Source organism: Bordetella tumulicola (assembly GCF_965138755.1).
Lineage (GTDB): Bacteria > Pseudomonadota > Gammaproteobacteria > Burkholderiales > Burkholderiaceae_B > Bordetella_A > Bordetella_A tumulicola.
This window is the reverse complement of sequence record NZ_CBCSFP010000003.1, coordinates 57,412-79,834: the sequence shown is the minus strand read 5'-3', so window position 1 is coordinate 79,834 and position 22,423 is coordinate 57,412. Positions and strand designations below refer to the sequence as shown.

The 22,423-nt window shown below is 58.8% G+C and carries 18 protein-coding genes and 1 tRNA gene; 14 read left to right on the top strand and 5 right to left on the bottom strand.

The genetic code is table 11. The annotated features are described in order from the left end of the window. Window positions 1-93: 93 nt before the first annotated feature. Together ACNAZS_RS10615 and ACNAZS_RS10610 are read right to left on the bottom strand one after the other, a co-directional pair. Complete coding sequence (locus ACNAZS_RS10615; protein ID WP_415789042.1) at window positions 94-1,290, bottom strand: tyrosine-type recombinase/integrase; 1,197 nt, start codon at window positions 1,288-1,290, stop codon at window positions 94-96. Window positions 1,291-1,452: 162 nt separating this feature from the next. Then, window positions 1,453-1,542 (bottom strand) — tRNA-Ser (locus tag ACNAZS_RS10610). A 302-nt stretch (window positions 1,543-1,844) separates the two neighbouring features. Here ACNAZS_RS10610 and yaaA point away from each other — a divergent pair. Together yaaA and ACNAZS_RS10600 are read left to right on the top strand one after the other, a co-directional pair. Beyond that, a complete protein-coding gene (gene yaaA, locus ACNAZS_RS10605; RefSeq protein WP_415789040.1) occupies window positions 1,845-2,615 on the top strand; it encodes a peroxide stress protein YaaA in 771 nt (256 codons plus the stop codon). Between the two features lie 14 nt (window positions 2,616-2,629). Next, window positions 2,630-3,841, top strand: coding sequence for an MFS transporter (locus tag ACNAZS_RS10600; RefSeq protein WP_415789038.1), 1,212 nt, complete (start codon window positions 2,630-2,632; stop codon window positions 3,839-3,841). An 80-nt stretch (window positions 3,842-3,921) separates the two neighbouring features. Here ACNAZS_RS10600 and ACNAZS_RS10595 read toward each other — a convergent pair whose 3' ends face one another. Then, entirely contained in the window at window positions 3,922-6,144 is a 2,223-nt protein-coding gene (locus ACNAZS_RS10595; RefSeq protein ID WP_415789036.1) for an FUSC family protein, read from the bottom strand. A 461-nt stretch (window positions 6,145-6,605) separates the two neighbouring features. Between ACNAZS_RS10595 and ACNAZS_RS10590 the strand changes: the two genes are divergently transcribed. The 4 genes from ACNAZS_RS10590 to pssA all read left to right on the top strand — a co-directional run bounded on the left by ACNAZS_RS10590 (window position 6,606) and on the right by pssA (window position 10,839). Continuing rightward, the gene (locus ACNAZS_RS10590; RefSeq protein WP_415789034.1) at window positions 6,606-8,321 is read left to right on the top strand and encodes an acetolactate synthase 3 catalytic subunit; all 1,716 of its coding nucleotides are present in this window, start codon (window positions 6,606-6,608) and stop codon (window positions 8,319-8,321) included. A gap of 10 nt (window positions 8,322-8,331) precedes the next feature. Beyond that, on the top strand, window positions 8,332-8,823 hold the full coding sequence (gene ilvN, locus ACNAZS_RS10585) for an acetolactate synthase small subunit (RefSeq protein WP_415789032.1): 492 nt from the start codon (window positions 8,332-8,334) through the stop codon (window positions 8,821-8,823). Between the two features lie 67 nt (window positions 8,824-8,890). Then, a complete protein-coding gene (gene ilvC / locus ACNAZS_RS10580; RefSeq protein WP_415789030.1) occupies window positions 8,891-9,907 on the top strand; it encodes a ketol-acid reductoisomerase in 1,017 nt (338 codons plus the stop codon). Between the two features lie 158 nt (window positions 9,908-10,065). After that, on the top strand, window positions 10,066-10,839 hold the full coding sequence (pssA, locus tag ACNAZS_RS10575) for a CDP-diacylglycerol--serine O-phosphatidyltransferase (protein WP_415789028.1): 774 nt from the start codon (window positions 10,066-10,068) through the stop codon (window positions 10,837-10,839). Window positions 10,840-10,902: 63 nt separating this feature from the next. Here the strand turns inward: pssA and ACNAZS_RS10570 are convergent, their stop codons facing one another. Continuing rightward, window positions 10,903-11,421: a ParB N-terminal domain-containing protein gene (locus tag ACNAZS_RS10570; RefSeq protein ID WP_415789026.1), complete on the bottom strand. Its 519-nt coding sequence runs from the start codon at window positions 11,419-11,421 to the stop codon at window positions 10,903-10,905. Window positions 11,422-11,672: 251 nt separating this feature from the next. On the opposite strand from ACNAZS_RS10570, the gene rpsO reads away from it, so the two are divergent. The 4 genes from rpsO (at window position 11,673) to ACNAZS_RS10550 (ending at window position 16,386) form a co-directional block, all read left to right on the top strand. Beyond that, window positions 11,673-11,942, top strand: a complete 270-nt coding sequence (gene rpsO / locus ACNAZS_RS10565; RefSeq protein WP_415789024.1) for a 30S ribosomal protein S15 — start codon at window positions 11,673-11,675, stop codon at window positions 11,940-11,942. Window positions 11,943-12,032: 90 nt separating this feature from the next. Then, window positions 12,033-14,192 carry a polyribonucleotide nucleotidyltransferase gene (gene pnp / locus ACNAZS_RS10560; protein ID WP_415789022.1) on the top strand — a complete coding sequence of 720 codons (2,160 nt, stop codon included), beginning with the start codon at window positions 12,033-12,035 and terminating at the stop codon, window positions 14,190-14,192. A gap of 151 nt (window positions 14,193-14,343) precedes the next feature. Beyond that, window positions 14,344-15,069 carry a hypothetical protein gene (locus ACNAZS_RS10555; protein WP_415789021.1) on the top strand — a complete coding sequence of 242 codons (726 nt, stop codon included), beginning with the start codon at window positions 14,344-14,346 and terminating at the stop codon, window positions 15,067-15,069. Window positions 15,070-15,168: 99 nt separating this feature from the next. Continuing rightward, the gene (locus tag ACNAZS_RS10550; protein WP_415789632.1) at window positions 15,169-16,386 is read left to right on the top strand and encodes a threonine ammonia-lyase; all 1,218 of its coding nucleotides are present in this window, start codon (window positions 15,169-15,171) and stop codon (window positions 16,384-16,386) included. A gap of 76 nt (window positions 16,387-16,462) precedes the next feature. Here the strand turns inward: ACNAZS_RS10550 and ACNAZS_RS10545 are convergent, their stop codons facing one another. Then, window positions 16,463-17,011 carry a PIN domain-containing protein gene (locus ACNAZS_RS10545; RefSeq protein WP_415789630.1) on the bottom strand — a complete coding sequence of 183 codons (549 nt, stop codon included), beginning with the start codon at window positions 17,009-17,011 and terminating at the stop codon, window positions 16,463-16,465. A 384-nt stretch (window positions 17,012-17,395) separates the two neighbouring features. Between ACNAZS_RS10545 and ACNAZS_RS10540 the strand changes: the two genes are divergently transcribed. The 4 genes from ACNAZS_RS10540 (at window position 17,396) to ACNAZS_RS10525 (ending at window position 22,421) form a co-directional block, all read left to right on the top strand. After that, window positions 17,396-19,276: a type VI secretion system Vgr family protein gene (locus ACNAZS_RS10540; protein ID WP_415789019.1), complete on the top strand. Its 1,881-nt coding sequence runs from the start codon at window positions 17,396-17,398 to the stop codon at window positions 19,274-19,276. A gap of 27 nt (window positions 19,277-19,303) precedes the next feature. After that, window positions 19,304-20,290, top strand: coding sequence for a hypothetical protein (locus ACNAZS_RS10535; protein WP_415789017.1), 987 nt, complete (start codon window positions 19,304-19,306; stop codon window positions 20,288-20,290). Window positions 20,291-20,315: 25 nt separating this feature from the next. Then, window positions 20,316-21,320, top strand: a complete 1,005-nt coding sequence (locus ACNAZS_RS10530; protein WP_415789015.1) for a hypothetical protein — start codon at window positions 20,316-20,318, stop codon at window positions 21,318-21,320. A gap of 78 nt (window positions 21,321-21,398) precedes the next feature. Beyond that, the gene (locus tag ACNAZS_RS10525) at window positions 21,399-22,421 is read left to right on the top strand and encodes a hypothetical protein (RefSeq protein ID WP_415789012.1); all 1,023 of its coding nucleotides are present in this window, start codon (window positions 21,399-21,401) and stop codon (window positions 22,419-22,421) included. Window positions 22,422-22,423: the final 2 nt, after the last annotated feature.

The window sequence follows — 22,423 nt, the reverse complement described above, 5'->3', positions numbered from 1 at the left end:
ATTGATCGGTGCGTAGATCGCACGGTTATCACCTCGAGGGCTGGCCCGTTCACGGATCCATTTTTCCACCGCACTCGTTACGAGCAGCAAGTATCAACCCGCCGTGCGCATAGCGACGACCTTGCTCATACGCAGCCTACCTACGTGGTCCGCCCAGGCCTGCATCATCTTCGCCCGGGGCGTCAGATACAGCGCATGGTTGTAGGCGGCGCTCACGTCATCGCGCTCCTGATGCGCCAATTGCAGTTCAATGTGGGCGTGAGGCCAGCCTTGCTCATGCAAAATAGTGGACGCCATGCCGCGAAAACCGTGGCCGGTCATGCGGCCTCGATAGCCCATGCGATACAGCGCGTAAAGAATCGTGTTGTTGCTCATGTGCGTGGGCTTGCCGGTATCGGCGGGAAAGACGTAATCGCGCCCGAAGGACAGCGCCCGCAGCGCTTTCAACACAGCAATGGACTGGCGACTGAGCGGCACGATGTGGGGCGTACGCATCTTCATCCGTTCAGCCGGAATATTCCAGCGCTTTCCAGGCAGATCAAACTCGCTCCATGTTGCGCCGATCAGTTCGGATGTGCGCACGAACGTCAGCACCATCAATTGCAGTGCCAGCCGGGTATGTTCGCCGCCCACGTAATTGTCAATGTCGCCAAGCAATTGCGGCAGCTCTTTAGCGTCCAGCCTGGCATAGTTGCGTTTTTTGCGGGTGGGCAGAATATCTGCCGGCTGCACATCGGCCACCGGATTGCGCTCGGCAATATCGTGGGCTACGGCATAGCGCATGATCTGGCTGCATTTCTGCAATTGCCGCTTGGCAATATCCAGTGCGCCGCGTTGTTCGATGGCTTTTACGCAGTCCCGCACATGGGCAGTAGTCAGTTCCGTGACGGGCTTGTCGCCAATGGCGGGAAAAACGTCAATCTCCAGGCGTCGCCAAACATCGGTATCGTGTTTCGTGGTTTTGCCGATTTTCCACTGTTCGCGCCACTGCTGCGCCACCTTGCGAAACGTCAGGCTGGCCACCTGACGTTCTTCCTGACGCTCGGCCATCGGATCGATACCGGCCTTTAACTGGCGTTTGGTCTGAAGGTGTACATCGCGCGCTGCCGCCAGGGTCAGGACCGGGTACACCCCATAGGCCACGGTCTTGCGCTTGGCGCCGAAGCGGTAGTCGTAGCGCCAATACTTGCCCGCCCGGTTGACCAGCAGATAGAGCCCGGAACCATCAGCCAATTTATAGGGCTTATCCTTCGGCTTGGCCTGCCGTACGGTGATATCCGATAACGCCATGACGGTATCTCTCCTGACGGTCGTTCAGATACCGTTCAACATACCGTCAGAGTCTTGTAGCTGTCAACAGATCAGCCTGGATGTCCAGATAACAAAAAACCCGCAGAACCTAGTGTTCATGCGGGTTTTGTGGACTTCTATGGATTTCTGTAGAACTTAAACTGGCGGAGAGGGTGGGATTCGAACCCACGATACGCCTAAACGTATACCGGATTTCGAGTCCGGCGCATTCGACCACTCTGCCACCTCTCCGGCGGTGCTGTACGGGTTTGATCAAACGGCACCATGGTCGCGCGCCGATATACGTAGAGCAGCAAAGCCAAGTATTGTACCTGAAAATTTTGGAAGAAGACAAGCGTAGGTATACCCCCAATGCGGGTGTGGCTCAGGTGGGTTGTCCCGGGTTGGGCAGGTAAACTTGAGCCCGGTCTTGCCAACTGGTTGCAACCCGATTGGTGGACAAGACAGTGCAATCGCTCAAGGGCGGCCGGACGGCACGTTAAGCATTCACACAAAATATCTTTCTATAAGATCAGATCAAGGAGCTTTGGCATATGTTGTTCTTGCTTTCCCCTGCCAAAAAATTGGATTACGACACGCCGGTTCATATCGAAACCCACACGCAACCCTTGTTCGTGGACCAGGCAGCGGGGCTGATCAAAGGTCTGAAAAAGCTGTCGGCATCGGAGGTCTCTGGTCTGATGAGTCTCAGCCCGGCCCTGGCCGAGTTGAACGTCAGCCGTTATGGCGCGTGGACGCGTAAATTCACGCAGCACAATGCGCGTCAAGCGGTGTTGGCATTCAATGGCGATGTCTACGAGGGCTTGCAAGCCAGTAGCTTGTCACCGGCCCGTCTGGCGTGGGCGCAAGAGCACGTGGCCATTCTCAGTGGCCTGTATGGCGTGCTGCGTCCGCTCGATCTGATGCAGCCGTATCGTCTGGAAATGGGTACCCGCCTGGCAACGTCCAAAGGCAAAAATCTATACGAGTATTGGGGCAGCACGATTGCCGATTATCTGAACGAACGGCTGGCTGGCGAAAAAACACCCGTTGTGGTGAATTTGGCATCGGAGGAATACTTCAAGGCCGTTGATAAATCGGTACTGAAGGCGCGCATCGTGCAGTGCGTGTTTCAGGACTGGAAAAACGACGCCTGGAAGGTCATCAGCTTTTATGCCAAGCATGCGCGCGGGTTGATGGCGCGTTATGCCATCGAGCATAAGGTCTCCAAACCCGAAGGCCTGCGCAAGTTCGACGTTGAGGGCTACGCTTACGACGCCTCGGTGTCCAGCGCCGACAAACTGGTGTTTCGCCGCAAGATTTAACGCGTGGCATATTGATGTCTGCCGGACTGCGCGTCTTTCTGTTTTTCTCGCTGGGGTACCTGGTTTCGTACCTGTTCCGCGGGGTCAATATTGGTTTTGGGCCGATTCTGACCCAAGAGCTGCATCTGTCCGCATCGGATCTCGGTACGTTGACGAGCCTGTATTTTCTGGGCTTTTCGCTGATGCAGATTCCCGCAGGGATTTTCCTGGATACCTGGGGGCCAAGGCGGGTCAACGCGATCATGCTGCTGGTGGCCGCGGCAGGTACCCTGGTGTATGGATTGTCCGACTCTCTGGCTGGCCTGATGGTGGGGCGGTTGCTGATCGGCGCGGGGGTATGCGTGTGTCTGGGGGCGGCTTTTCAGGCGCTGGCGCAAACGCACCCGTTATCGCGTTTGCCCATGATCAATGGCTTGGTAATGGCCATCGGAGGCCTCGGCGGCGTGCTGGTCGGATCGCCGCTCTCCTGGGCGCTGGGTTATACGTCATGGCAGGTGATCAGTATGGGCTTGGCGGTCGTGACCGTCGTCGTGTCCGTACTGATCTGGTTTGGCGCACCGCGCGAGGGGACTCGTCACCGCCAAGCGCCGAGCCTGGCCTCGCAGTTGCGGGGCACCTGGGCCTTGCTGTGCGACGCGCGGTATTGGCGCCTGGTGTCTCTGCCCGCGATGGCCGGTGGTGTGTATTACGGCGTGCAGTCTCTCTGGGTGCGTCCCTATCTGACTGACGTCAATGGGGTCGATGTCGAGCATGCCGCCCGGTTGGTATCGCTGTTGGGTTTTTCCATGATGGCGGGCAACGTCGGCCTGGGCATCATGGCGCGCCGTATGGAACGCTGGGGCTTGGGGCTGTATGGATTTGGTGGCGTATGCCTGCTGCTGTATCTCTTGACGCAAGCCTTGATCGTGTTGCGTGCGCCGATTCCGCTCGAAATCCTCTGGGTCTGCTATGGCGTGTTTGGATCCGCCAATATCCTGGTCTACGCATTGTTGGCGGGCGAGTTCCCGCCAGAGTTGTTGGGGCGCGTCGCGTCGACGACCAATTTGGTGATGTTCCTCATCATCTTTGCGTGTCAGGTCGGCATGGGGTGGGTTGTGGATTGGTGGCCGGGGCAGGGCGGCGTCTATCCGCCCGTCGCGCATGTGACGGCGTGGGGCGTTGTGCTGGCGCTGCAAGTCATCGCGGCGGTCTGGTATTTTTGGCCAGGCGCGCACCGCCGCCGCTGAGGGGGTGCCTTGCTCGGTCGCGAGTGGCCCAGCCATGTACGGGTCGGCATGGGCTGGGCCGGTGCAACCCGATAAACGGCCTATGCGGCGGCTGCCGTCGCCGGCCGGCTTTGGGGTGGATCGGCGACCCCGGCCATTTCCCGCCGTATTTGCGTCGACGCTCGCAACATTTGTTTTAGTGGATAGGCCAGCGCGGCCATGTCCCCCGTCGTATCGAATTGGTTCGGTAAGTCGATCGGTGCAGGGCTCTTGTCATCCAGCAAATCCACCATGCCGGTCAGCGCCTGCTGCATCGCAGCGGGGGTTTCTTTCAAGCTTGCCAGCAGCGGAATGGCCGCTGTGATCTGCGAGGCCATGATGTGATTCTGGATCAACAGGTTGTTGTACTCCGGCACATTCAATTGATGTGATTGAGGTTCGCTCATCATTCGGTAGAAGGCTTCGGCGTAGTTGCTGAATGCGATATGCACGTTTTTGCGCGCGAGGCGCCAGGCAATCTCAGTCGGCTCTGCCGTGGATGACTCGGCCACGGGGGTACCCGCTGCGTTGGCGGCCTGCATGGCTGCGGCATAGCGCAAGCCCGTGGACAGGTATTCGCGGTTGGCATTGGTGGCCGCCCGTGCCAATGGCTTCATATAGCGTGCCTCCCACCATGGCAGCACGTAGCTGCATATCAGGGCGATCGCGCAACCCAAGGCGGTATCGATCGCGCGTTCGCCAATGACCGCCATGGACACCGTGCCCGGCGCGACAAAGTGAAAGACCATCACGACGAACAGCGTGTTAAAGATCGCGCTGGCCATGTAGTTCAGCTGCAGCAGACTGTTGCCCATGATGCAGGCCACAAGCAGCACAGCGAATAGAGCTTCGGGACGGCTCGTGATCCGGAAAATCAGCAAGGCCAGAATGCAGCCGATCAACGTGCCCATCAGACGCCAGCCGTTGCGTTGGCGGGTCAGCGCAAAGCCGGGCTTCATGATGATGATGATCGTCAGCAACACCCAATAGCTATGGGCGGCAAACAGTTGTGGCGTGATCAGTTGCCCAACAATTCCCAAGGCGATGGCGGCGGCCAGCGCGACGCGCACCGCATAGCGAAAATAGGGCGAATCCAGGCGTAGGTTGCTGGTGAGCATTCCCAGGCGTAGTTCCTGGCGTGACATGAACTGTGTGAGGGATTTGTCGATACGCAGTTCGCTCGTGGGCTCGGCATCCCTGCGTGCCGCTGTGTGATCGGCGAGCTTACCTACAATGCGCGAGGCATTGCGCAAGCGTCGCAGGACTTGCACGATCAGGGCTAGTGTTTCGGGCTCGCGTTCGCCCATGCCTTGTTGCTTGAATTGCTCAATCTCGTACTCGATGGCGCGCAGTTCCGCTTTGGTGCTGCTGCGGTGCTGCGCCGTCTTGCCGCGAGAGACATCCAGCGCAATGCGATCGACTTCGACCGACATTTTGGCCAGTGCGTCACGCATGAAGAGCAAGCAATCATGGCCCGCCAGCGCGCGCCGCAACAGGGCATAGTCCGTATGCGACGCGACGAGCGTATCGAGCAACTGCAGCATGTTGACGAACATGTTCCACAACATGATCCGTTCATTGTCGCCATGCCCGCCTCCGCGTGGCAGGGTACGCAGCACAATGTCGCGGGCCGCTTGATGTTTTTCGGTCATGATGGATTGCGACTGAATCAAGGCCCGATACGAATCGTCCAGATCCGTGGTCTCGTCATAAAACCGGCTGCGCGCGGCCATATAGTCGGCGGTGGCAAACAGCGCCACCGACATGGCCTGGCGTTCTTCGCGCAGCCAGAGCAGACGGCTGAACGTCAGGCTGAAGGCCAGGTAAAACAGGGCGCCCCCCAACGTCGCTAGCGAGTGCGCCAGCACTTGTTCGGGCGCCAATGGGGAGTGCATGGTCAGCGTCATGATCAGCATCCCGCCAAATCCGATCAGCCCGCCGCGTTTGCCGAACACGGAAAACATCGAAAACACGAAACACTGGGCGATAATCGCCAACCACAACAACAGCGGGTAGGTCGAGGCCGCTCCCGTAATGGTGACCGCGGCGGTCGCCAACAGGGCGCCGCCCAGCATTTCGTTCATACGGTGTCGCTGCGGGCCGCCCGGCTGGTCGATGATCGCCAGGCACTGCGCCCCAAAGGTCGCGACCAGGCCAATGCCATACTCGCCAAACACGCCACCCAATATCAGCACAGGCAACAGCATGCCCACGCCCTGCCGCACGCCGCCAAAGAAGTAATGGCTATAGAGAAAGCGGGGAATGCTGGCGATGCGAAAGTCCATGAGCGGAGGCATTTTCAGGGGCGATTTCGCCAGTATAGAAACATGTGGAGGGTTTTGGGGCCGGATGACTGTGGGAAATATGCCAACGCCCGATTTGCTCGCAATGCCGCAACGCGGTAAATTCGCTCTCTTGCGCCGGTCTGCCTATCCGATACCGGCGCTCAGGCAAGCGGGCCGCCCGGGCTACATTCCAGGCGTTCCGCCCCAGTGATTATCTGCTGTTTGGCCGCGTCACAAGCGTGTGTTGCCAAAGCTTCCATTTCGACCTCCAGCGTCCCCCAGGGACGTTTGCGCTGCGTTCCCGACGAACGCGTGCCGGGTCGGCAGGGTGTCTGGGTGGCGAGGTTCCGTGAATCTCAAAGCGCCAGATCATGTTGTCGACGTTGGCGCCAGTTCGGTTGCTGCCGTATCAGGGCGTGCAACAGTCAGGAAAACAGGGCCGGTACTGAAAGGAATACAACATGGAAACCATAGGCGCCGACATTCTCGTGCGCTGCCTGGCCGAAGAAGGCGTGGAACACGTTTTCGGCTATCCCGGCGGCGCCGTGCTGTACATTTACGACGCAATTTTCAAGCAAGACAAGTTTCAGCATATCCTGGTGCGTCACGAGCAAGCCGCCGTGCACGCCGCCGATGCCTATTCGCGCGCGTCGCAAAAGGTCGGGGTATGTCTCGTGACCAGCGGCCCGGGCGTGACTAACGCCGTCACCGGTATCGCCACGGCCTACATGGACTCGATTCCGATGGTCATCATCAGTGGGCAAGTCCCCACTGCGGCGATCGGCGAAGACGCGTTCCAGGAATGCGACACCGTTGGCATCACCCGTCCGTGCGTCAAGCACAATTTCCTGGTGCGCGACGTAAAAGACTTGGCCGATACGATGCGCCGCGCCTTTTATATTGCCCGTACCGGGCGGCCCGGACCCGTGCTGGTCGATATCCCCAAAGACATCAGCCTGCAGCCATGCAAATATGCTCCGCCCAAGGGCGAGATCAGCATGCGTTCGTACGCGCCGGTCAACAAGGGGCACCAGGGCCAGATCAAAAAGGCCGTGCAGATGCTGCTGGCCGCCGAGCGGCCCATGATCTACGCCGGTGGTGGGGTTATTCTGTCCAACGCATCGGACGAGCTGCGACGTGTGACCGAGCAATTGGGCGCCCCTTGCACCAACACGCTGATGGGCCTGGGCGCGCTGCAAGCCAGCAGCCGACAATTTGTCGGCATGCCGGGCATGCACGGGACCTACGAGGCCAACATGGCCATGCAGCACTGTGACGTCTTGCTGGCCGTGGGCGCGCGTTTTGACGATCGTGTTATCGGTAACCCGCGACATTTCGCCCAGAACGCTCGCAAGATCATTCACATCGATATCGACCCGTCCTCGATTTCCAAGCGCGTGCGCGTCGACGTGCCTATCGTGGGCAACGTCAAAGACGTGCTGATCGAGCTCTTGGCGCAATACGACGCCGCCCGGGCTGACGCCAAGCCGGCTTCGCTGGACAAATGGTGGCAACAGATCGAGACCTGGCGCGGCAAGGAATGCCTGAAGTACGCCGGCTCCGACGAAGTGATCAAGCCGCAGTATGTGGTGGAAAAACTCTGGGAAGTCACCGGCGGCGACGCCTTTGTAACCTCGGACGTGGGTCAGCACCAGATGTGGGCCGCGCAGTATTACAAGTTCGACAAGCCGCGTCGCTGGATCAATTCCGGTGGCCTGGGCACCATGGGCGTGGGGTTGCCGTACGCCATGGGCGTGCAGATGGCGAACCCGGGGGCGGAAATCGCCGTCATTACCGGCGAAGCCTCGATCCAGATGAACATCCAGGAGCTCTCGACCTGCCAGCAGTATCACCTGACGCCCAAGATCGTTTGCCTGAACAACCGTTTTCTCGGCATGGTCCGGCAGTGGCAACAGATCGATTACGGCTCGCGCTATTCCGAGTCGTACATGGATTCTCTGCCCGATTTTGTGAAAGTCGCCGAGGCCTACGGTCACGTCGGCTTGCGCATCGAGCGTCCGGCCGATGTCGAGCCCGCATTGCGCGAAGCATTCAAGAAGCACAAGGATCGCCTGGTTTTTCTGGACTTCATCACTGACCGCACCGAAAACGTGTGGCCCATGGTGAAGGCTGGTCGCGGGCTGACCGAGATGCTGCTCGGTTCCGAAGACCTGTAAGGAGGCGGTCATGAAACATGTGATTTCCGTGCTCATGGAAAACGAACCCGGCGCGCTGTCGCGCGTGGTCGGCTTGTTTTCGGCACGAGGCTATAACATCGAAACGCTGACCGTGGCCCCCACCGAAGACGCGACGTTGTCGCGCCTGACCGTGGTGACGGTTGGCTCGGACGAAGTGATCGAACAGATCACCAAGCACCTGAATCGCCTGGTCGATGTGGTCAAGGTCGTCGACCTGACCGAGGGTGCGCACGTCGAGCGCGAGTTGATGTTGATCAAGGTGCGGGCCGTCGGCAAAGAGCGCGAAGAAATGAAGCGCATGGCCGATATCTTCCGCGGCAGCATCATCGACGTGACCGACAAGACCTACACCATTGAACTGACCGGCACGCAGGACAAGGTGCAGGCATTCATCGACGCGCTGGATCGCAGTGCCATTCTTGAAACCGTGCGCACCGGCGTGTCCGGTATCGGGCGCGGCGAACGGATCCTGAAAATCTGATGGGGCCGGTGTCCCATCTGCCCTTATCCCTGCATTAACCTGAATTCAAATATATCCGGAGTACAACATGAAAGTTTTCTACGACAAAGACTGCGACCTCTCCCTCGTTAAAGGCAAAACCGTTGCCATCATCGGCTACGGCTCGCAGGGCCACGCTCATGCGCTGAACCTGAATGATTCGGGTGTCAAGGTCGTGGTGGGCCTGCGCAAGGATGGCGCTTCGTGGAACAAGGCCGCCAACGCCGGCCTCGAAGTCAAAGAAGTCGCCGAGGCCGTCAAGGCCGCCGACGTCGTCATGATGTTGTTGCCCGACGAGAACATTGCCTCGGTGTACCGCAACGAAGTGCATGCCAACATCAAGGCCGGCGCCGCTTTGGCTTTTGCCCACGGTTTTAACGTGCACTATGGCCAAGTCGTGCCGCGTGATGACATCGACGTCATCATGATCGCTCCCAAGGCCCCCGGCCACACCGTGCGTTCGACCTACGCGCAAGGCGGCGGCGTACCTCACCTGATCGCCGTTTACCAGGACAAGTCCGGTTCCGCCCGTGACGTCGCCCTGTCGTATGCCAGCGCCAACGGCGGCGGCCGTGCCGGCATCATCGAAACCAACTTCCGCGAAGAAACCGAAACCGATCTGTTCGGCGAACAGGCCGTGCTGTGCGGCGGTACCGTCGAGTTGATCAAGGCGGGCTTTGACACGCTGGTCGAGGCGGGCTACGCGCCCGAAATGGCCTATTTCGAGTGCTTGCATGAACTGAAGCTGATCGTGGACCTGATCTACGAGGGCGGTATTGCCAACATGAACTACTCGATCTCGAACAACGCCGAATTCGGCGAATACGAGACCGGCCCCAAGATCGTCACCGAGCAAACGCGCCAAGCCATGCGCCAAGCGCTGATCGACATCCAGACCGGCGAATACGCCAAGAAGTTCATCCTGGAAAACGCGGCCGGCGCCCCCACGCTGACCTCGCGTCGCCGTATCAACGCCGAATCGCAAATCGAACAAGTCGGTGGCAAACTGCGCGCGATGATGCCCTGGATCGCCGCTAACAAGCTGGTCGACAAGTCCAAGAACTAATCGTGCTTTTGCACACGGCTCGCCCGGGAGGGTGGGCCGATGCGCTGTGTTGCGGCATCTCCTCGCGGGGATGCCGCATTTGTTTTGTCTCCTGCGCACGACTCAAGCCCCGCGGGATGAGTTAACCTCTCAGCTATTCGTTGCCATTTTCTGTAAATATGTCCAATTTTTCTATGCGCGACCCTGAAAACCGTCATCGCAGCATCTATTTGTTGCCTAATGCCTTCACGACCGCGGCTTTGTTTGCCGGGTTCTATGCGGTCGTGCAGGCAATGAACAATCAGTTTGAGACGGCCGCGATCGCCATTTTCGTCGCCATGGTGCTGGATGGCATGGATGGTCGCGTCGCCCGGCTGACCAATACGCAGTCGGCGTTTGGTGAGCAATATGACTCTTTGTCGGATATGACGTCGTTTGGCGTGGCACCCGCGCTGGTGATGTATGAGTGGGTACTTAATGACCTGGGGCGCTGGGGCTGGCTGGCGGCTTTTGTCTATGTGGCCGGGGCGGCCCTGCGGCTGGCACGCTTCAATACCAATATTGGCGTGGTCGACAAGCGCTATTTTCAGGGGTTGCCCAGTCCGGCCGCTGCTGCGCTGGTGGCGGGCTTTGTCTGGCTGGCCATTGACAACAAGCTCCCCTTACAAGACGGCGTGATGGCCTGGGTCGCCTTTGGTTTGACCATGTATGCCGGCGTCAGCATGGTGTCCAATGCCTCGTTCTTCAGCGGGAAGAACTTTGCCCTGGGCCGTAGCGTGCCGTTTTGGGGAATCCTGCTGGTCGTCGCTGTATTCGTGTTTGTGTCCAGCGATCCCCCCGTGGTGCTGTTCGGCCTGTTTGTCCTGTATGGCTTGTCCGGCTGGGTCGTCATGGCCTGGCGCTGGAATCGCGCCAAACGGTTTCAACAAGGGCGCCGTTCGCACAGCGAGTGACGGCCCGAATCAAGGGGGCGCGCTGATGGGCCGGCGCCGATAGGTCGCTGGACCCACGCCGCCTTAGCGCCAGGGCAGTTCCTCGTCGTACATGGGATCCGGCCCCGGATGAAACCGGGTCAGCGCGTTGCCATCGCGGCCCAGGTACACGTACATCAGCGAGTTCCAGACCTGCGACTGCTTGTAGCGGTACGCCCAGACGACCTGGCGTACGCTGGGCAGGCCGACTTCCGAGATTTCTGCCGGTGGACCGAATTCGCAGAGGATGCGGTCGCTGGTCCAGGTGCCGGTGCGCAGCACCTCGAAATGCGCGTCAGTCAAGATCGGCACGACCTGATCTACGCGCCCGTCGGCGCTGACATTGCCGCCCCAGGCGTATTGCCCGGAGGGCTGCTGGGTCCAAATGACGCGACGCACGCCGTCAGGCAGCGTGCACTCGAAATTGGGGTGGCCAAATTGCGCGGTCACGTCGGCCAGCGGGGTATTCGGCGGCAACTGGTTGAAATTGGCACAGGCCGACAGTGCGCCCACGGCGGCCAACGCGGCGACGCGGCTTGCCAAGCGGTAGGAGGGACGTGGCATGGCGGTTCTCCAATGCGGCGGCGGCCGAGTGGGGGCCGGAGCCAAAATAGGACGGCCAGACAACACCTTGAGCGGCCGAATAGGGCAATTCTAGCGAATCGGCTATAATCGTCTTCGTTATTTGCCCGGCTATCGTGCATAGCTGGGCAAATTAACATCGAACGTAGCAATTTGTATTGCTGATAACCGCATTGTTAATAACCCCACGGTAGGGCACCTCGGCCCTGCCGCCAGTCCAAAGAGGTCATTCCATGTCCGTAGCTGACATTAAAAAAGCCGACATCGTCGCCGAGTTTCAACGCGCCCAGGGCGATACCGGTTCCCCCGAAGTTCAAGTGGCTCTGCTGACCGCCCGTATCAATGAATTGACTGGTCACTTCAAAGAACACATGAAGGACCACCACTCGCGCCGCGGTCTGCTGCGCATGGTCAGCCGCCGTCGCAAACTGCTCGACTACCTCAAGGGTCGCAAGCCCGAATCGTATCGCGCCCTGATCGAAAAACTCGGTCTGCGCAAGTGATCGACGGGGTTGGCACCCCATGACACAACCGTGGTCGTTGCGGCGTTGGTCGCAGCGGCCACGGTTTTTCATTTGTAAGGAATCCTCGTCATGTTCAATAAAGTGACTAAATCGTTCCAATACGGCCAACACACGGTCGTACTGGAAACCGGCGAGATCGCGCGCCAAGCTTCTGGCGCAGTGCTGGTGTCGGTGGACGACACCGTTGTGCTGGCTACCGTTGTGGCAGCCAAGAAGGCCAAGCCCGGTCAGACGTTCTTCCCTCTGACGGTCGACTACATCGAGAAAACCTATGCCGCGGGTCGTATCCCCGGTGGGTTCTTCAAACGTGAAGGCAAACCGTCCGAAAAAGAAACGCTGACCTCGCGCCTGATCGATCGCCCGTTGCGTCCGCTGTTCCCCGAAGACTTCTACAACGAAGTCCAAGTCGTGCTGCACACCGTGTCGGTCAACCCCGACATCGATCCCGATATTCCCGCCATGATCGGCGCGTCCGCCGCCTTGGCGATTTCGGGCATCCCCTTCAATGGCCCGATCGGCGCCGCTCGTGTTGGTTATATCGATGACCAGTACGTGCTGAACCCGACCGCTGCGCAACTGCCGTCGTCCAAGATGAATCTGGTCGTCGCCGGCACCGAAAACGCCGTGCTGATGGTCGAGTCCGAGGCCAAGCAGCTGTCCGAAGACATCATGCTGGGTGGCGTGGTGTACGGTCACGAGCAATTGCAGGCCGCCATCAACGCTATCCATGAGTTGGTGCGCGAAGCCGGCAAGCCCGATTGGGATTGGCAACCCGCTCCCAAGAACGAAGCCTTGATCGCCGCGGTGAGCGCGGCAGCCCAAGACGGTTTGGTGGCTGCCTATCAAGTTCGCGAAAAGCAAGCGCGTACGACGCAATTGCGCCAGGTGTATAGCGATGTGCACGCCAAGCTGGCTGAGCAGGCAACTGCCGCCGGTCAGGCCGCGCCCGACTCCGTCGAAGTCGACAACCTGCTGTTCAACATCGAAGCCGGCATCGTGCGCGGCCAGATCCTGAACGGCGAGCCCCGTATCGACGGTCGCGATACCCGCACCGTACGTCCCATCAGCGTGCGCCTGGGCGTATTGCCGCGCGCGCACGGCAGTGCCTTGTTCACCCGTGGTGAAACGCAGGCGCTGGTGGTGGCCACGCTGGGCACCAAGCAAGACGAGCAGATCATCGACGCGCTCATGGGCGAGTACCGTGACCGCTTCATGCTGCACTACAACATGCCTCCCTTTGCGACTGGCGAAACCGGCCGTATCGGCGTGCCCAAGCGCCGCGAGATCGGCCATGGCCGTCTGGCCAAGCGTGCCTTGGTGTCGCTGCTGCCCGCACATGATGAGTTCCAGTACACCATTCGTCTGGTCTCCGAAATCACCGAATCCAACGGCTCGTCGTCGATGGCATCGGTGTGCGGTGGTTCGCTGGCCATGATGGACGCCGGTGTGCCCCTGAAAGATCACGTGGCCGGTGTGGCCATGGGCTTGATCCTGGACAACGGCAAGTTTGCCGTCCTGACCGATATCCTGGGCGACGAAGATCACCTGGGCGACATGGACTTCAAGGTTGCCGGTACGCAAAACGGTATCACCGCGCTGCAGATGGACATCAAGATCCAGGGCATCACCAAGGAAATCATGCAGGTCGCGCTGGCCCAGGCCCGCGAAGGCCGTCTGCATATCCTGAGCAAGATGACCGAGGCACTGGACGGTTCGCGTGGCGAATTGTCGGCCTTTGCTCCGCGCATGTTGACCATCAAGATCAACCCCGAAAAGATCCGCGACGTGATCGGCAAGGGCGGCGCCACCATCCGTGCGTTGACCGAAGAAACCGGTACGCAGATCGACATTTCCGATGATGGCACCATCGTGATCGCCAGCGTCGACGAAACTCAGGCTAAAGAAGCCCAGCGTCGTATTGTCGAACTGACTGCGGATGTCGAAGTCGGCCAAGTCTACGAAGGCGCGGTATTGCGTCTGCTGGACTTCGGCGCCATCGTTCAGGTGTTGCCGGGTCGTGATGGTTTGCTGCACATCTCCGAGATCGCCAACTACCGCATCGCCAACATCAACGATGTGCTCAAGGTCGGCCAGCAGGTTCGCGTCAAAATCATCGAAGCCGATGACAAGGGCCGTCTGCGTCTGTCCATCAAAGCCATCGGCGGGATCGAGCAACAGCAGCAGCCCGCTGCCGATGCCGCTCCTGCGTCGGAGCCGCAAGCTGAATAAGCTTTGCGTTTCTTGAGCAAAAACGGCACCGAAAGGTGCCGTTCTTGTTCCGAATTACGGTAAATTGCGGAACGCAGCATTGACGCGGGGACACAGTGACCCTGCCGCGACGCGACGGAGTCCGCATGGCCAGTACAGGAAATCACCCGATATGAGGTGCCCGCGATGGGCGGGCTGGATTGTTGCCAGCGCGAGTTTGCTGTGGGGCACCGGCTGCACCTTCGGTCAGCCAGAGGCGGTGGGGCCGCGCAGCGAGGACATGTCCATGGACCAGTTCGCGCAGACCGACTTCAATCGCACCGTCACCCTCGAGATCCGCGACAACCTGAGCAGCCTGTACAGCTTGCTCGACAAACTTTATCGCCGCAATCCCCGCGAATGGCGCAAGGCCGGCGTTGCCGATCAACAGGCTGCCGTCGCCCGGGTGCGCAAAATGATCGAAACCCGTACGCCGCCACCAGGCCTCAGTGGATTACAAGACATCCAGATTTTGGCGGTCTCCCTGGATCCCGCTTACTCACGCGATCGCGTCGCGGCTTTTATTTACGGTCTGGCTGACACCGTGATCGCCGCGCATAACGGTAAAACTCGTCTCTATGTTTCGGATATTTTGCACGGACAACGGATCTACAACGCCGCGCGCAATGTTGAGGCTGCCGCCTGGCTGCTGGCGTCGCGTCGCGACAATACCGGCGAGCTTCTGCTATTGGCCAACGAAATTTCGCCGACTGCGACGAACCTCAGCTTCGAGCGCGAGTTCGGCGCCATCATTGGCCGCCTCGATTTGATCGCCAACCTCTTGGGCGAGAATAACCGGCGCGTCGGCATCAATTACGCCCAGGGCTTGCTGTTCTTTAACTTCCTGCCCGTACGCTGACGTTTTACACTGCCAGGGTGCCCCGGTCATTGTCGGCACGGAATGTGCGTCCCTTTACCGTCCATGGACGTGGCGACGCTCTTATTACTGGATTCGCACGTGATCGATCTCGCCACCATTCAAGCCGCCCGCGCCCGCCTGCAAGGGCAAGTTCTTAAAACGCCTTTCACGCATTCGCGCACGCTGTCCGATATCCTGGGCGCAGAGATCTGGCTGAAATTCGAAAACCTGCAATTCACCGCCTCGTTCAAAGAGCGCGGGGCGCTGAATCGTATGCTGGCGTTGACTCCCGAAGAACGCCTCAAGGGCGTGATCGCTGTGTCGGCCGGTAATCATGCCCAGGGTGTCGCCTACCACGCGCAGCGCATGGGGATACCCGCCGTCATTGTGATGCCGCGCTTTACACCGACCGTCAAAGTCGCCAATACCCGTCGCTTCGGAGCCGAGGTTGTACTGCACGGCGACACGTTTGATGACGCGCAGGCACGAGGCTACGAGTTGGTGCGTGAGCGTGGCCTCATCATGATTCATCCCTATGACGACCCCGCCGTGATTGCCGGGCAGGGGACGCTGGCGCTGGAAATGCTGGAAGACCAGCCCGATCTGGATGCCATGGTTATCGCGATTGGTGGCGGCGGCCTGATTGGCGGCATTGCGACTGCCGCGCGGGCCATTAAACCCAATATTGAAATCGTGGGCGTACAAACCGAGCGCTTTCCGTCCATGTATGCGGCCCTGAAGGGCGCTTCGATGGCGTCGGGCCACTACACCATCGCCGAAGGCATTGCGGTGAAATCGCCTGGCGTGCTTACGCAGGAAATCGCGCGGCGCCTGGTCGATCGCGTCGAGTTAGTGAGCGAGGGCGACATCGAGCACGCCATCGTGGTGCTACTGGAGATCGAAAAAACCGTGGTCGAAGGGGCGGGAGCTGCCGGGTTGGCGGCCTTGCTGCGCGACCAGGCAGAGGGGCACCAAGGTTTTCGCGGCAAGCGGGTGGCCCTGGTGCTGACCGGGGGGAATATTGACCCATTAATGCTGGGCGAGTTGATCGAGCGAGGCATGGTTCGGGCGGGCCGCCTGGCGCGTATTCGGGTCGATCTGCGCGACTTGCCCGGCGCCCTGGCGCATGCCACCAAGCTTATCGCGGATGCGCAAGCCAACATTACCGAAGTGCATCACCAGCGCGCTTTCACGGCCCTACCTGTCCGTAACGTCGAGGTGGATTTTGTCCTGCAGACACGCGGTGCGGAGCACATTCAGGAAGTCATCGACATCCTGAATGCGGCGGGTTTTGCGGCGAGTAATCATGACCATTGAGTGATTGCTCTGATGCAACGGGACGAACGGCCATGCCACGTCCGTTACCTGGACTCTGGGCAGGCAACCGCGGCGGTTATATCCCGTCGCGAGCGACCAGGGCCTTGAGTCGGTACAGGCGCTCGCGATGCAGCGTAGCTGCCAGGGGTTCAGGGTCTCGCCCCAGGGCGATATAGTCGGTCGGGACCGCGCGAATCGACTCACGCAGTAGATCCGCGTCCTCTTGCCACCACTGCGACAGGAGGCGGTCCGGATTAAATACATCCAGACCCTGGCGACGCAATTCCGACCGGTTAAAGTCCTTCAGGTTCCAGGTGGCCACCAGTACCTGGGGCGGCTGCTGCAGCCCACAGCGGGCACGTCGCGCCAAACCGGCCGCGATAACGTGAAAATCTTTGGGGTCGCTGTAACGTAACCCGCTCTCGTAGACCTGCAGATCGTCTTGCGCTGCATGCGGAAAGCGTTCGTTCATCTCTGCCCATTGCGTCTCCAGCACGTCCACCGGGATCGCCCATAGTCGCCCCGCATTCCGACGCCATTCCTCGCCAATGCGCTCGCTCCAGACAGGTTGGTAGATGCCACGCGCGGCCAGATGCAGCATGAGCCGCCGCACAATGCCAGACATCAATACACAGGCATCCAAAACGACAAATGGGCGGGAAGAGGGGGGAAGAGCAGGCACAGTCATGACGCCGTCTTGGCGCCCTAAAAACAGCAGAGGTCACACTGTAACAGGTACCTACGGCGCAACGTGTCCCCACTTTATCGTAACAAAACGCATCTTCGGGATGGATCGCGAGTAAGGGAAGGGTTTTCCCGTCGTTTCAGATAGTTATAGATTCACGATAGCTATCAGGGAAAACCGCATTGAGGCCCCGTGGGTATTCGAGTAGTTTGCGAAGAGACCTATACAGGGTTATTTTGCCTTGTCAGCGTGTCATTTTCATGACGACCATTCAGCGACAGCCGCATGCTTGAGTCGGTCGACGAGCTCCCCCGGAGATTGTTTGTGGATATCCCTAGCTTCTTTCAGACCCGTCCCATCATTGCCCATACTGCCGTAGACGGCCTGAAATTCAGGCAAATGGCGGGCTATGAGGGCTTGTCACAGCTATTCGAGTTCGACGTCGAGCTGCTTGCGGAGAACTTCAACCTGGATTTGAAGCAATTGCTGGGCAAGCCGTTGAGCCTGGAGCTGGCGACGTCGGCGGCGACACGCTATCTGAGCGGGCAAGTGGTCCGTTGCGTTATGGTTGGCCGCGAAAACAGCGTTTCACGCAACTATATCTATAAGGCCACGGTAAAGCCCTGGCTCTGGTATCTGACGCAGACGTCGGATAACAAGATTTTCCAGCAAAAGAACGTCCCCGACATTATCAAAGAAGTGCTTGGGGAATACGGCTATCCGTTTGAGATCAAGCTGACGGGCAGCTACCGTTCGTGGGAATACTGCGTTCAATATCAGGAAACCGACTTTGCCTTCATCAGTCGCCTGATGGAGCACGAAGGAATCTACTACTACTTCAAGCACGAAAAAGACCAGCACACCCTGGTTCTGACGGATGATATCGCCTCGCACAGCCCGATGCCGGGCTACGACACGATTCCGTACTACGGTCCGGATCGCACGGCGACCCCTCAGGAAGAATACGTTTCCATGTGGGAAATCTCGGCGCAGGTCACGCCGGATGGTTACGCAACCGTCGATTATGACTTCACCAAACCGGGCGCCAGCCTGGACGCCATGTCCAGGCGCAAGGGCGGCTCGGAGCCCGGTAATTTGGAAATGTTCGAATGGCAGGGTGGCTTTCAGGAAGCGCAGCACGGCGAGCAATATGCCCGTATCCGTCTCGAAGAACTGCAAAGCATCCAGGAACAAAACATGGGCCTGAGCAATGCTCGAGGTCTGGCGGCGGGCCATTTGTTTACGCTGCGCAATCATCCCCGTAACGCGGAAAACCGCGAATACCTGGTGGTGATGGTCAACTATCGGATGAGTGTTGGCGGCTATTCCTCGGGTGGTGGCCTGGAGGAGTTTTACGAAGCCTCATTCTCGGTATTGCCGTCGAACGTCCAATATCGCGCACCGCGCATTACGCCGATTCCCCGTACCTACGGACCGCAAACGGCCCGTGTCGTCGGGCCGGCGGGCAAAGAGCTCTGGACCGATAAATACGGCCGCATCAAGATCCAATTCCACTGGGACCGCTACGGCCAGAAAAACGAAAGCAGTTCGTGCTGGGTGCGCGTGTCGAGCCCGTGGGCGGGGGGTGGTTTTGGTGGGCTGCAATTACCGCGGATTAATGACGAGGTTGTCGTTGATTTTATTGGTGGATGCCCGGATAGGCCGATTGTGCTGGGGCGCGTTTATAACGCGAATAATATGCCGCCGGTGGAATTGCCTGCGGGTGCTAACCAGAGCGGTTTCCGTAGTCAGTCGGTATATGGTGATCCGACGATGTGCAATAAGATGCTTTTTGATGACACGCTGGGGGCTGAGTTAGTGCATCAGCGGGCGCAGAAGGATCATTGTCATGAGGTGGTGAATAACCATGATCATACGGTGGGCTGCAATTACAGCGTAGATATCGGTGCGCATTACAGCATCAAGGCGAAGACACTGACGGTAGAGATCTGCGAAGAGACCAACGTCACGCTTAACGGGCCCACCACGGTGAACCGGAAGGCTTATTCCGCCGATACCCAGGGCACCGTGCTGGAGACCACAACTGGCGATGTCACCAAATCGACCACGGGCATATTGGTTGACACGCAGACGGGCGTACAGACGCTGACTAACATTGGCGCCGTTGGGCATTTTTTGCTGGGCGCGTCCGGTTCGGTTCAGGTCGGTAATTTCAAAAAAACGATTTTCGGCAACGTAGGCTGATAGCCGAGGCTTTAGGGGTCACTGTATATGCCGAATCTGGCCGAGGATATCATTGCTGCTGTCAATGAGGAGATCAATAATCTGGGCGGATCAGCATCCCCCGAAGTCGTCGAGGAAATCGTTGTTCGACACGCCAAGACGGGCGCAGGCGATGATCCGGTCTTGCAGCAAGAGGCTGCGGAACTCGCCCGCAATCAGCTCAAGACCGGGATGGATCCCGATGCAGCGGCGGTATCCGCTGCGACCCAGACCTATCAGAAAGGCCAGAGCCAGCTTCCCAGTCTAGAGGATAACGGCGATGAGCTATTGGGATATCGCCCCGCGGGAAGCAAGGGCACACCTGGGAAAAGCGAGATCGACAAGTATCTGGAGAATCACGATGCCCCGATGACGTCCGCTCAGCGCGAAATGCTATCGGAGACGACCTCTGCAATGAACGACGCGGGCATGTCTCCCGAGTTGGCCGCCCCGGCTCAGGCTGCGATTATCAATGCGACGCAGGACGGTACCTTGATGCCGGCTGGCATCGACATTCATGAAAATCTGACCGCCGTCGTGCACGACAAAGTCACTCTTGATTTGCAGAACAGCCAAATCAAGACGACGAAGGGAGCGGTGGAATACAACCATACGGCAGGCGATTTTCACCTCACGGCCAAGGACGTCAAGTTGACGGCGGAAACGGTAGCGATCCTCGCTTCGGAGACGGAAACCAACATCGTTCATAACCATAAACGTTCGTCACGGAGCGTTTACTCTGTCTCTCTGGGTACGACGACCGTGACGACGAATCCCTTAGTGGATCTGACCCTGACAGGGGTCGGGGTCGATCTCAATCTCGTCAATGCCAGCTATGGCACCGTGCGGGTTGGCTCTGCACTGCGCATGGATACTTGGGGGGCCGGACGTATTGGGTTCAAAGGCGTCTCCCATGAGACGGTACCGAACAAGTACATGGAAAAATTCAACAGCCGTCTTATCAAGACGGTGATTGCCTTGATCATTCTGCCATGATGATTTTGTCCAGGGGAGACTATCGATGAGTGGTGAGATTCCGTACGTCCGCCCCGGCTCTAAAGCGGCACAAGCTGTCGATGAAGTCGGCGGCTATTTTGCCAATCATCCCAATCCCACGCCCGCCGAATTAGAGGCGATGGTCAAGGCTCGCATCATGAATCATGGGGGGGATCCGGTGACGGCCGCGGCATCGGCCGCAACGGCCAGAGAGCTGGCCAGCCGCAGTCCCGGACAGGAGCAGGCGGTGGCCGAGCAATTGGTCGGCGTGACGCTGGCGGATCCTGCCAGAGCCGGCCAGTCTGTGATGCAGGACACGCGCAATGCCTGGCAGGCGGCCGAGCAAAGTGGTGGAGAGGTCGACAAAGCGGGAATCGCTCGTGACCAGGGGAAACAGGCGCTTGCCGATGCTGGCGCCATGGACACTGCGTCTTCTGCGCTATTTGATACTAAATTTCAGGGATACCTGGATCAAGGTATCAGCCCCGACATGGCCGCCGCTCAAGCCGTGGCAGCGGTGCTCGCCCAGTCCACTCCCCAGGCGGATTCGTTTTCGATCTATGGTTATTTGACGATGCTCGTGCATGGCAATACGGACTACTCTTTCAATAATGCAGAGCAAGTCGACATTAAGGGCAGCGCGATACATACCAATTTTTCGACGACCACCTACAACATGGGGGGCCATGACTTCCTCGTCGATTGCGATACGATCAAAACGAAAAGCACGGGGGAGGATGTGCGCACCCATAGTGGTCATGCCATCGGTCGCTACGAACGCACGTATTATTCGACAGCCTTGTCGTCGGTGTCTGGGTACTACTATCGCCACAAATTCGGTACGTTGAGCAAGGCCGTGTCCGGAGCATCGTTCATAGGGAGTGGGGGACGCGTTTATTTGGCCGGGTTGGATTCCGATCTCGTGCTGTGGAAAAACAAGGGGTCTGCCAATGATATTCGTTGGACGGTGCTGGACCTGGTGATTTTTGGGGTGCTGATGACTACTGCCATTTCTCATCGTATTAAGTGATGATGCGTTCTGTTTGCCATTCCTGGTTGTGCCAGAGGCGTTTGAGCTATCACGTACCTTTCCTCAGGACGATGCGTCATGTCTGACCTTCCGACCATTGGTTTTACTCCCATTCCTGGATCCAGCGCCGCTGACGCCATGGCTCGGGTGAGCGGCATCGCACTCGACGAGAGCAATATTCAGAGCAGCGTCATGGATGTTTTGCTGGATTCGGGAGTCGATCGAATGACAGCATCGGCGGCAAGCGAAACGGCCGCGCAGATTGCCTCGAATAATCCCACCATTCGTGATCCGAACACCGGTGAGATTACCAAGCAGGGCGTTGATTTGCAGAATCTGGCCCAGAACCTGGTGGGTAATACGGTCGCGGACCCGCGAGTGGCTGCGAATGGCGCCGCGTCGCGCGTCGATAAATTGCCTGCTTCGCTGTCCGACCAGGAGCGCGCCGACCAAGCTATTGCCATCGCGGGAGAAGAGGCTGCCAGGGCTGGGGCGAGCAGCAGTGCCGCCGAGGACAAGACGCGAGAGGCGCTGGCGGCCGGCATGTCGCCACGTGATGCGGCCCTGGCGGGAACTGCCGCGGCGGTATCGATCGCAGTTGCCGATAACCCGAGTCCCTCTGGATTGGAAATCTTCGGCTATTTCAATGCCATGGTTCAGGGGCTGGTCACGGAGACCTACCTGGGAAAAGAAACCAGGCACATAAACAATGGTTCCGTGTGGACAGTGGATAACAGTTTTATCCAAACGACATCTGGCGCGCTCACGATCAATTGCGCGCACTATCGGGCCACGGCCGATCACGACGAAAGTATTGCGGACTATTCTGTGGGTATCTATAGCGGCGGCTACGAAATGTATGCGTTGCTCCCCTTGACGGCAGTCGGGGGTAGCGCCAGCGGTGCACTGCTTTCTACGTCGCTTACTTGGGCGAAACTCTCGTCTATCGCCCCTCTCAAAGAGATTGGTTTTGGTGGCGATTTCTATGTGACGCTACTGACTACTGAAGTGACCGAGGATCAACGGGCGAATGCTCGAAAGAAAATTCAACAGGCAGGTATCGCACTCTGGAAAGCGTGCAAGAAACTCAAATTCGGATAACA

Bases quoted from the DNA above. Each gene is read 5' to 3' on its own strand.
- ACNAZS_RS10615 (WP_415789042.1), bottom strand. From the start codon at position 1,290: ATGGCGTTATCGGATATCACCGTACGGCAGGCCAAGCCGAAGGATAAG.
- yaaA (WP_415789040.1), top strand. From the start codon at position 1,845: ATGTTGTTCTTGCTTTCCCCTGCCAAAAAATTGGATTACGACACGCCG.
- ACNAZS_RS10600 (WP_415789038.1), top strand. From the start codon at position 2,630: ATGTCTGCCGGACTGCGCGTCTTTCTGTTTTTCTCGCTGGGGTACCTG.
- ACNAZS_RS10595 (WP_415789036.1), bottom strand. From the start codon at position 6,144: ATGGACTTTCGCATCGCCAGCATTCCCCGCTTTCTCTATAGCCATTAC.
- ACNAZS_RS10590 (WP_415789034.1), top strand. From the start codon at position 6,606: ATGGAAACCATAGGCGCCGACATTCTCGTGCGCTGCCTGGCCGAAGAA.
- ilvN (WP_415789032.1), top strand. From the start codon at position 8,332: ATGAAACATGTGATTTCCGTGCTCATGGAAAACGAACCCGGCGCGCTG.
- ilvC (WP_415789030.1), top strand. From the start codon at position 8,891: ATGAAAGTTTTCTACGACAAAGACTGCGACCTCTCCCTCGTTAAAGGC.
- pssA (WP_415789028.1), top strand. From the start codon at position 10,066: ATGTCCAATTTTTCTATGCGCGACCCTGAAAACCGTCATCGCAGCATC.
- ACNAZS_RS10570 (WP_415789026.1), bottom strand. From the start codon at position 11,421: ATGCCACGTCCCTCCTACCGCTTGGCAAGCCGCGTCGCCGCGTTGGCC.
- rpsO (WP_415789024.1), top strand. From the start codon at position 11,673: ATGTCCGTAGCTGACATTAAAAAAGCCGACATCGTCGCCGAGTTTCAA.
- pnp (WP_415789022.1), top strand. From the start codon at position 12,033: ATGTTCAATAAAGTGACTAAATCGTTCCAATACGGCCAACACACGGTC.
- ACNAZS_RS10555 (WP_415789021.1), top strand. From the start codon at position 14,344: ATGAGGTGCCCGCGATGGGCGGGCTGGATTGTTGCCAGCGCGAGTTTG.
- ACNAZS_RS10545 (WP_415789630.1), bottom strand. From the start codon at position 17,011: ATGTCTGGCATTGTGCGGCGGCTCATGCTGCATCTGGCCGCGCGTGGC.
- ACNAZS_RS10535 (WP_415789017.1), top strand. From the start codon at position 19,304: ATGCCGAATCTGGCCGAGGATATCATTGCTGCTGTCAATGAGGAGATC.
- ACNAZS_RS10530 (WP_415789015.1), top strand. From the start codon at position 20,316: ATGAGTGGTGAGATTCCGTACGTCCGCCCCGGCTCTAAAGCGGCACAA.
- ACNAZS_RS10525 (WP_415789012.1), top strand. From the start codon at position 21,399: ATGTCTGACCTTCCGACCATTGGTTTTACTCCCATTCCTGGATCCAGC.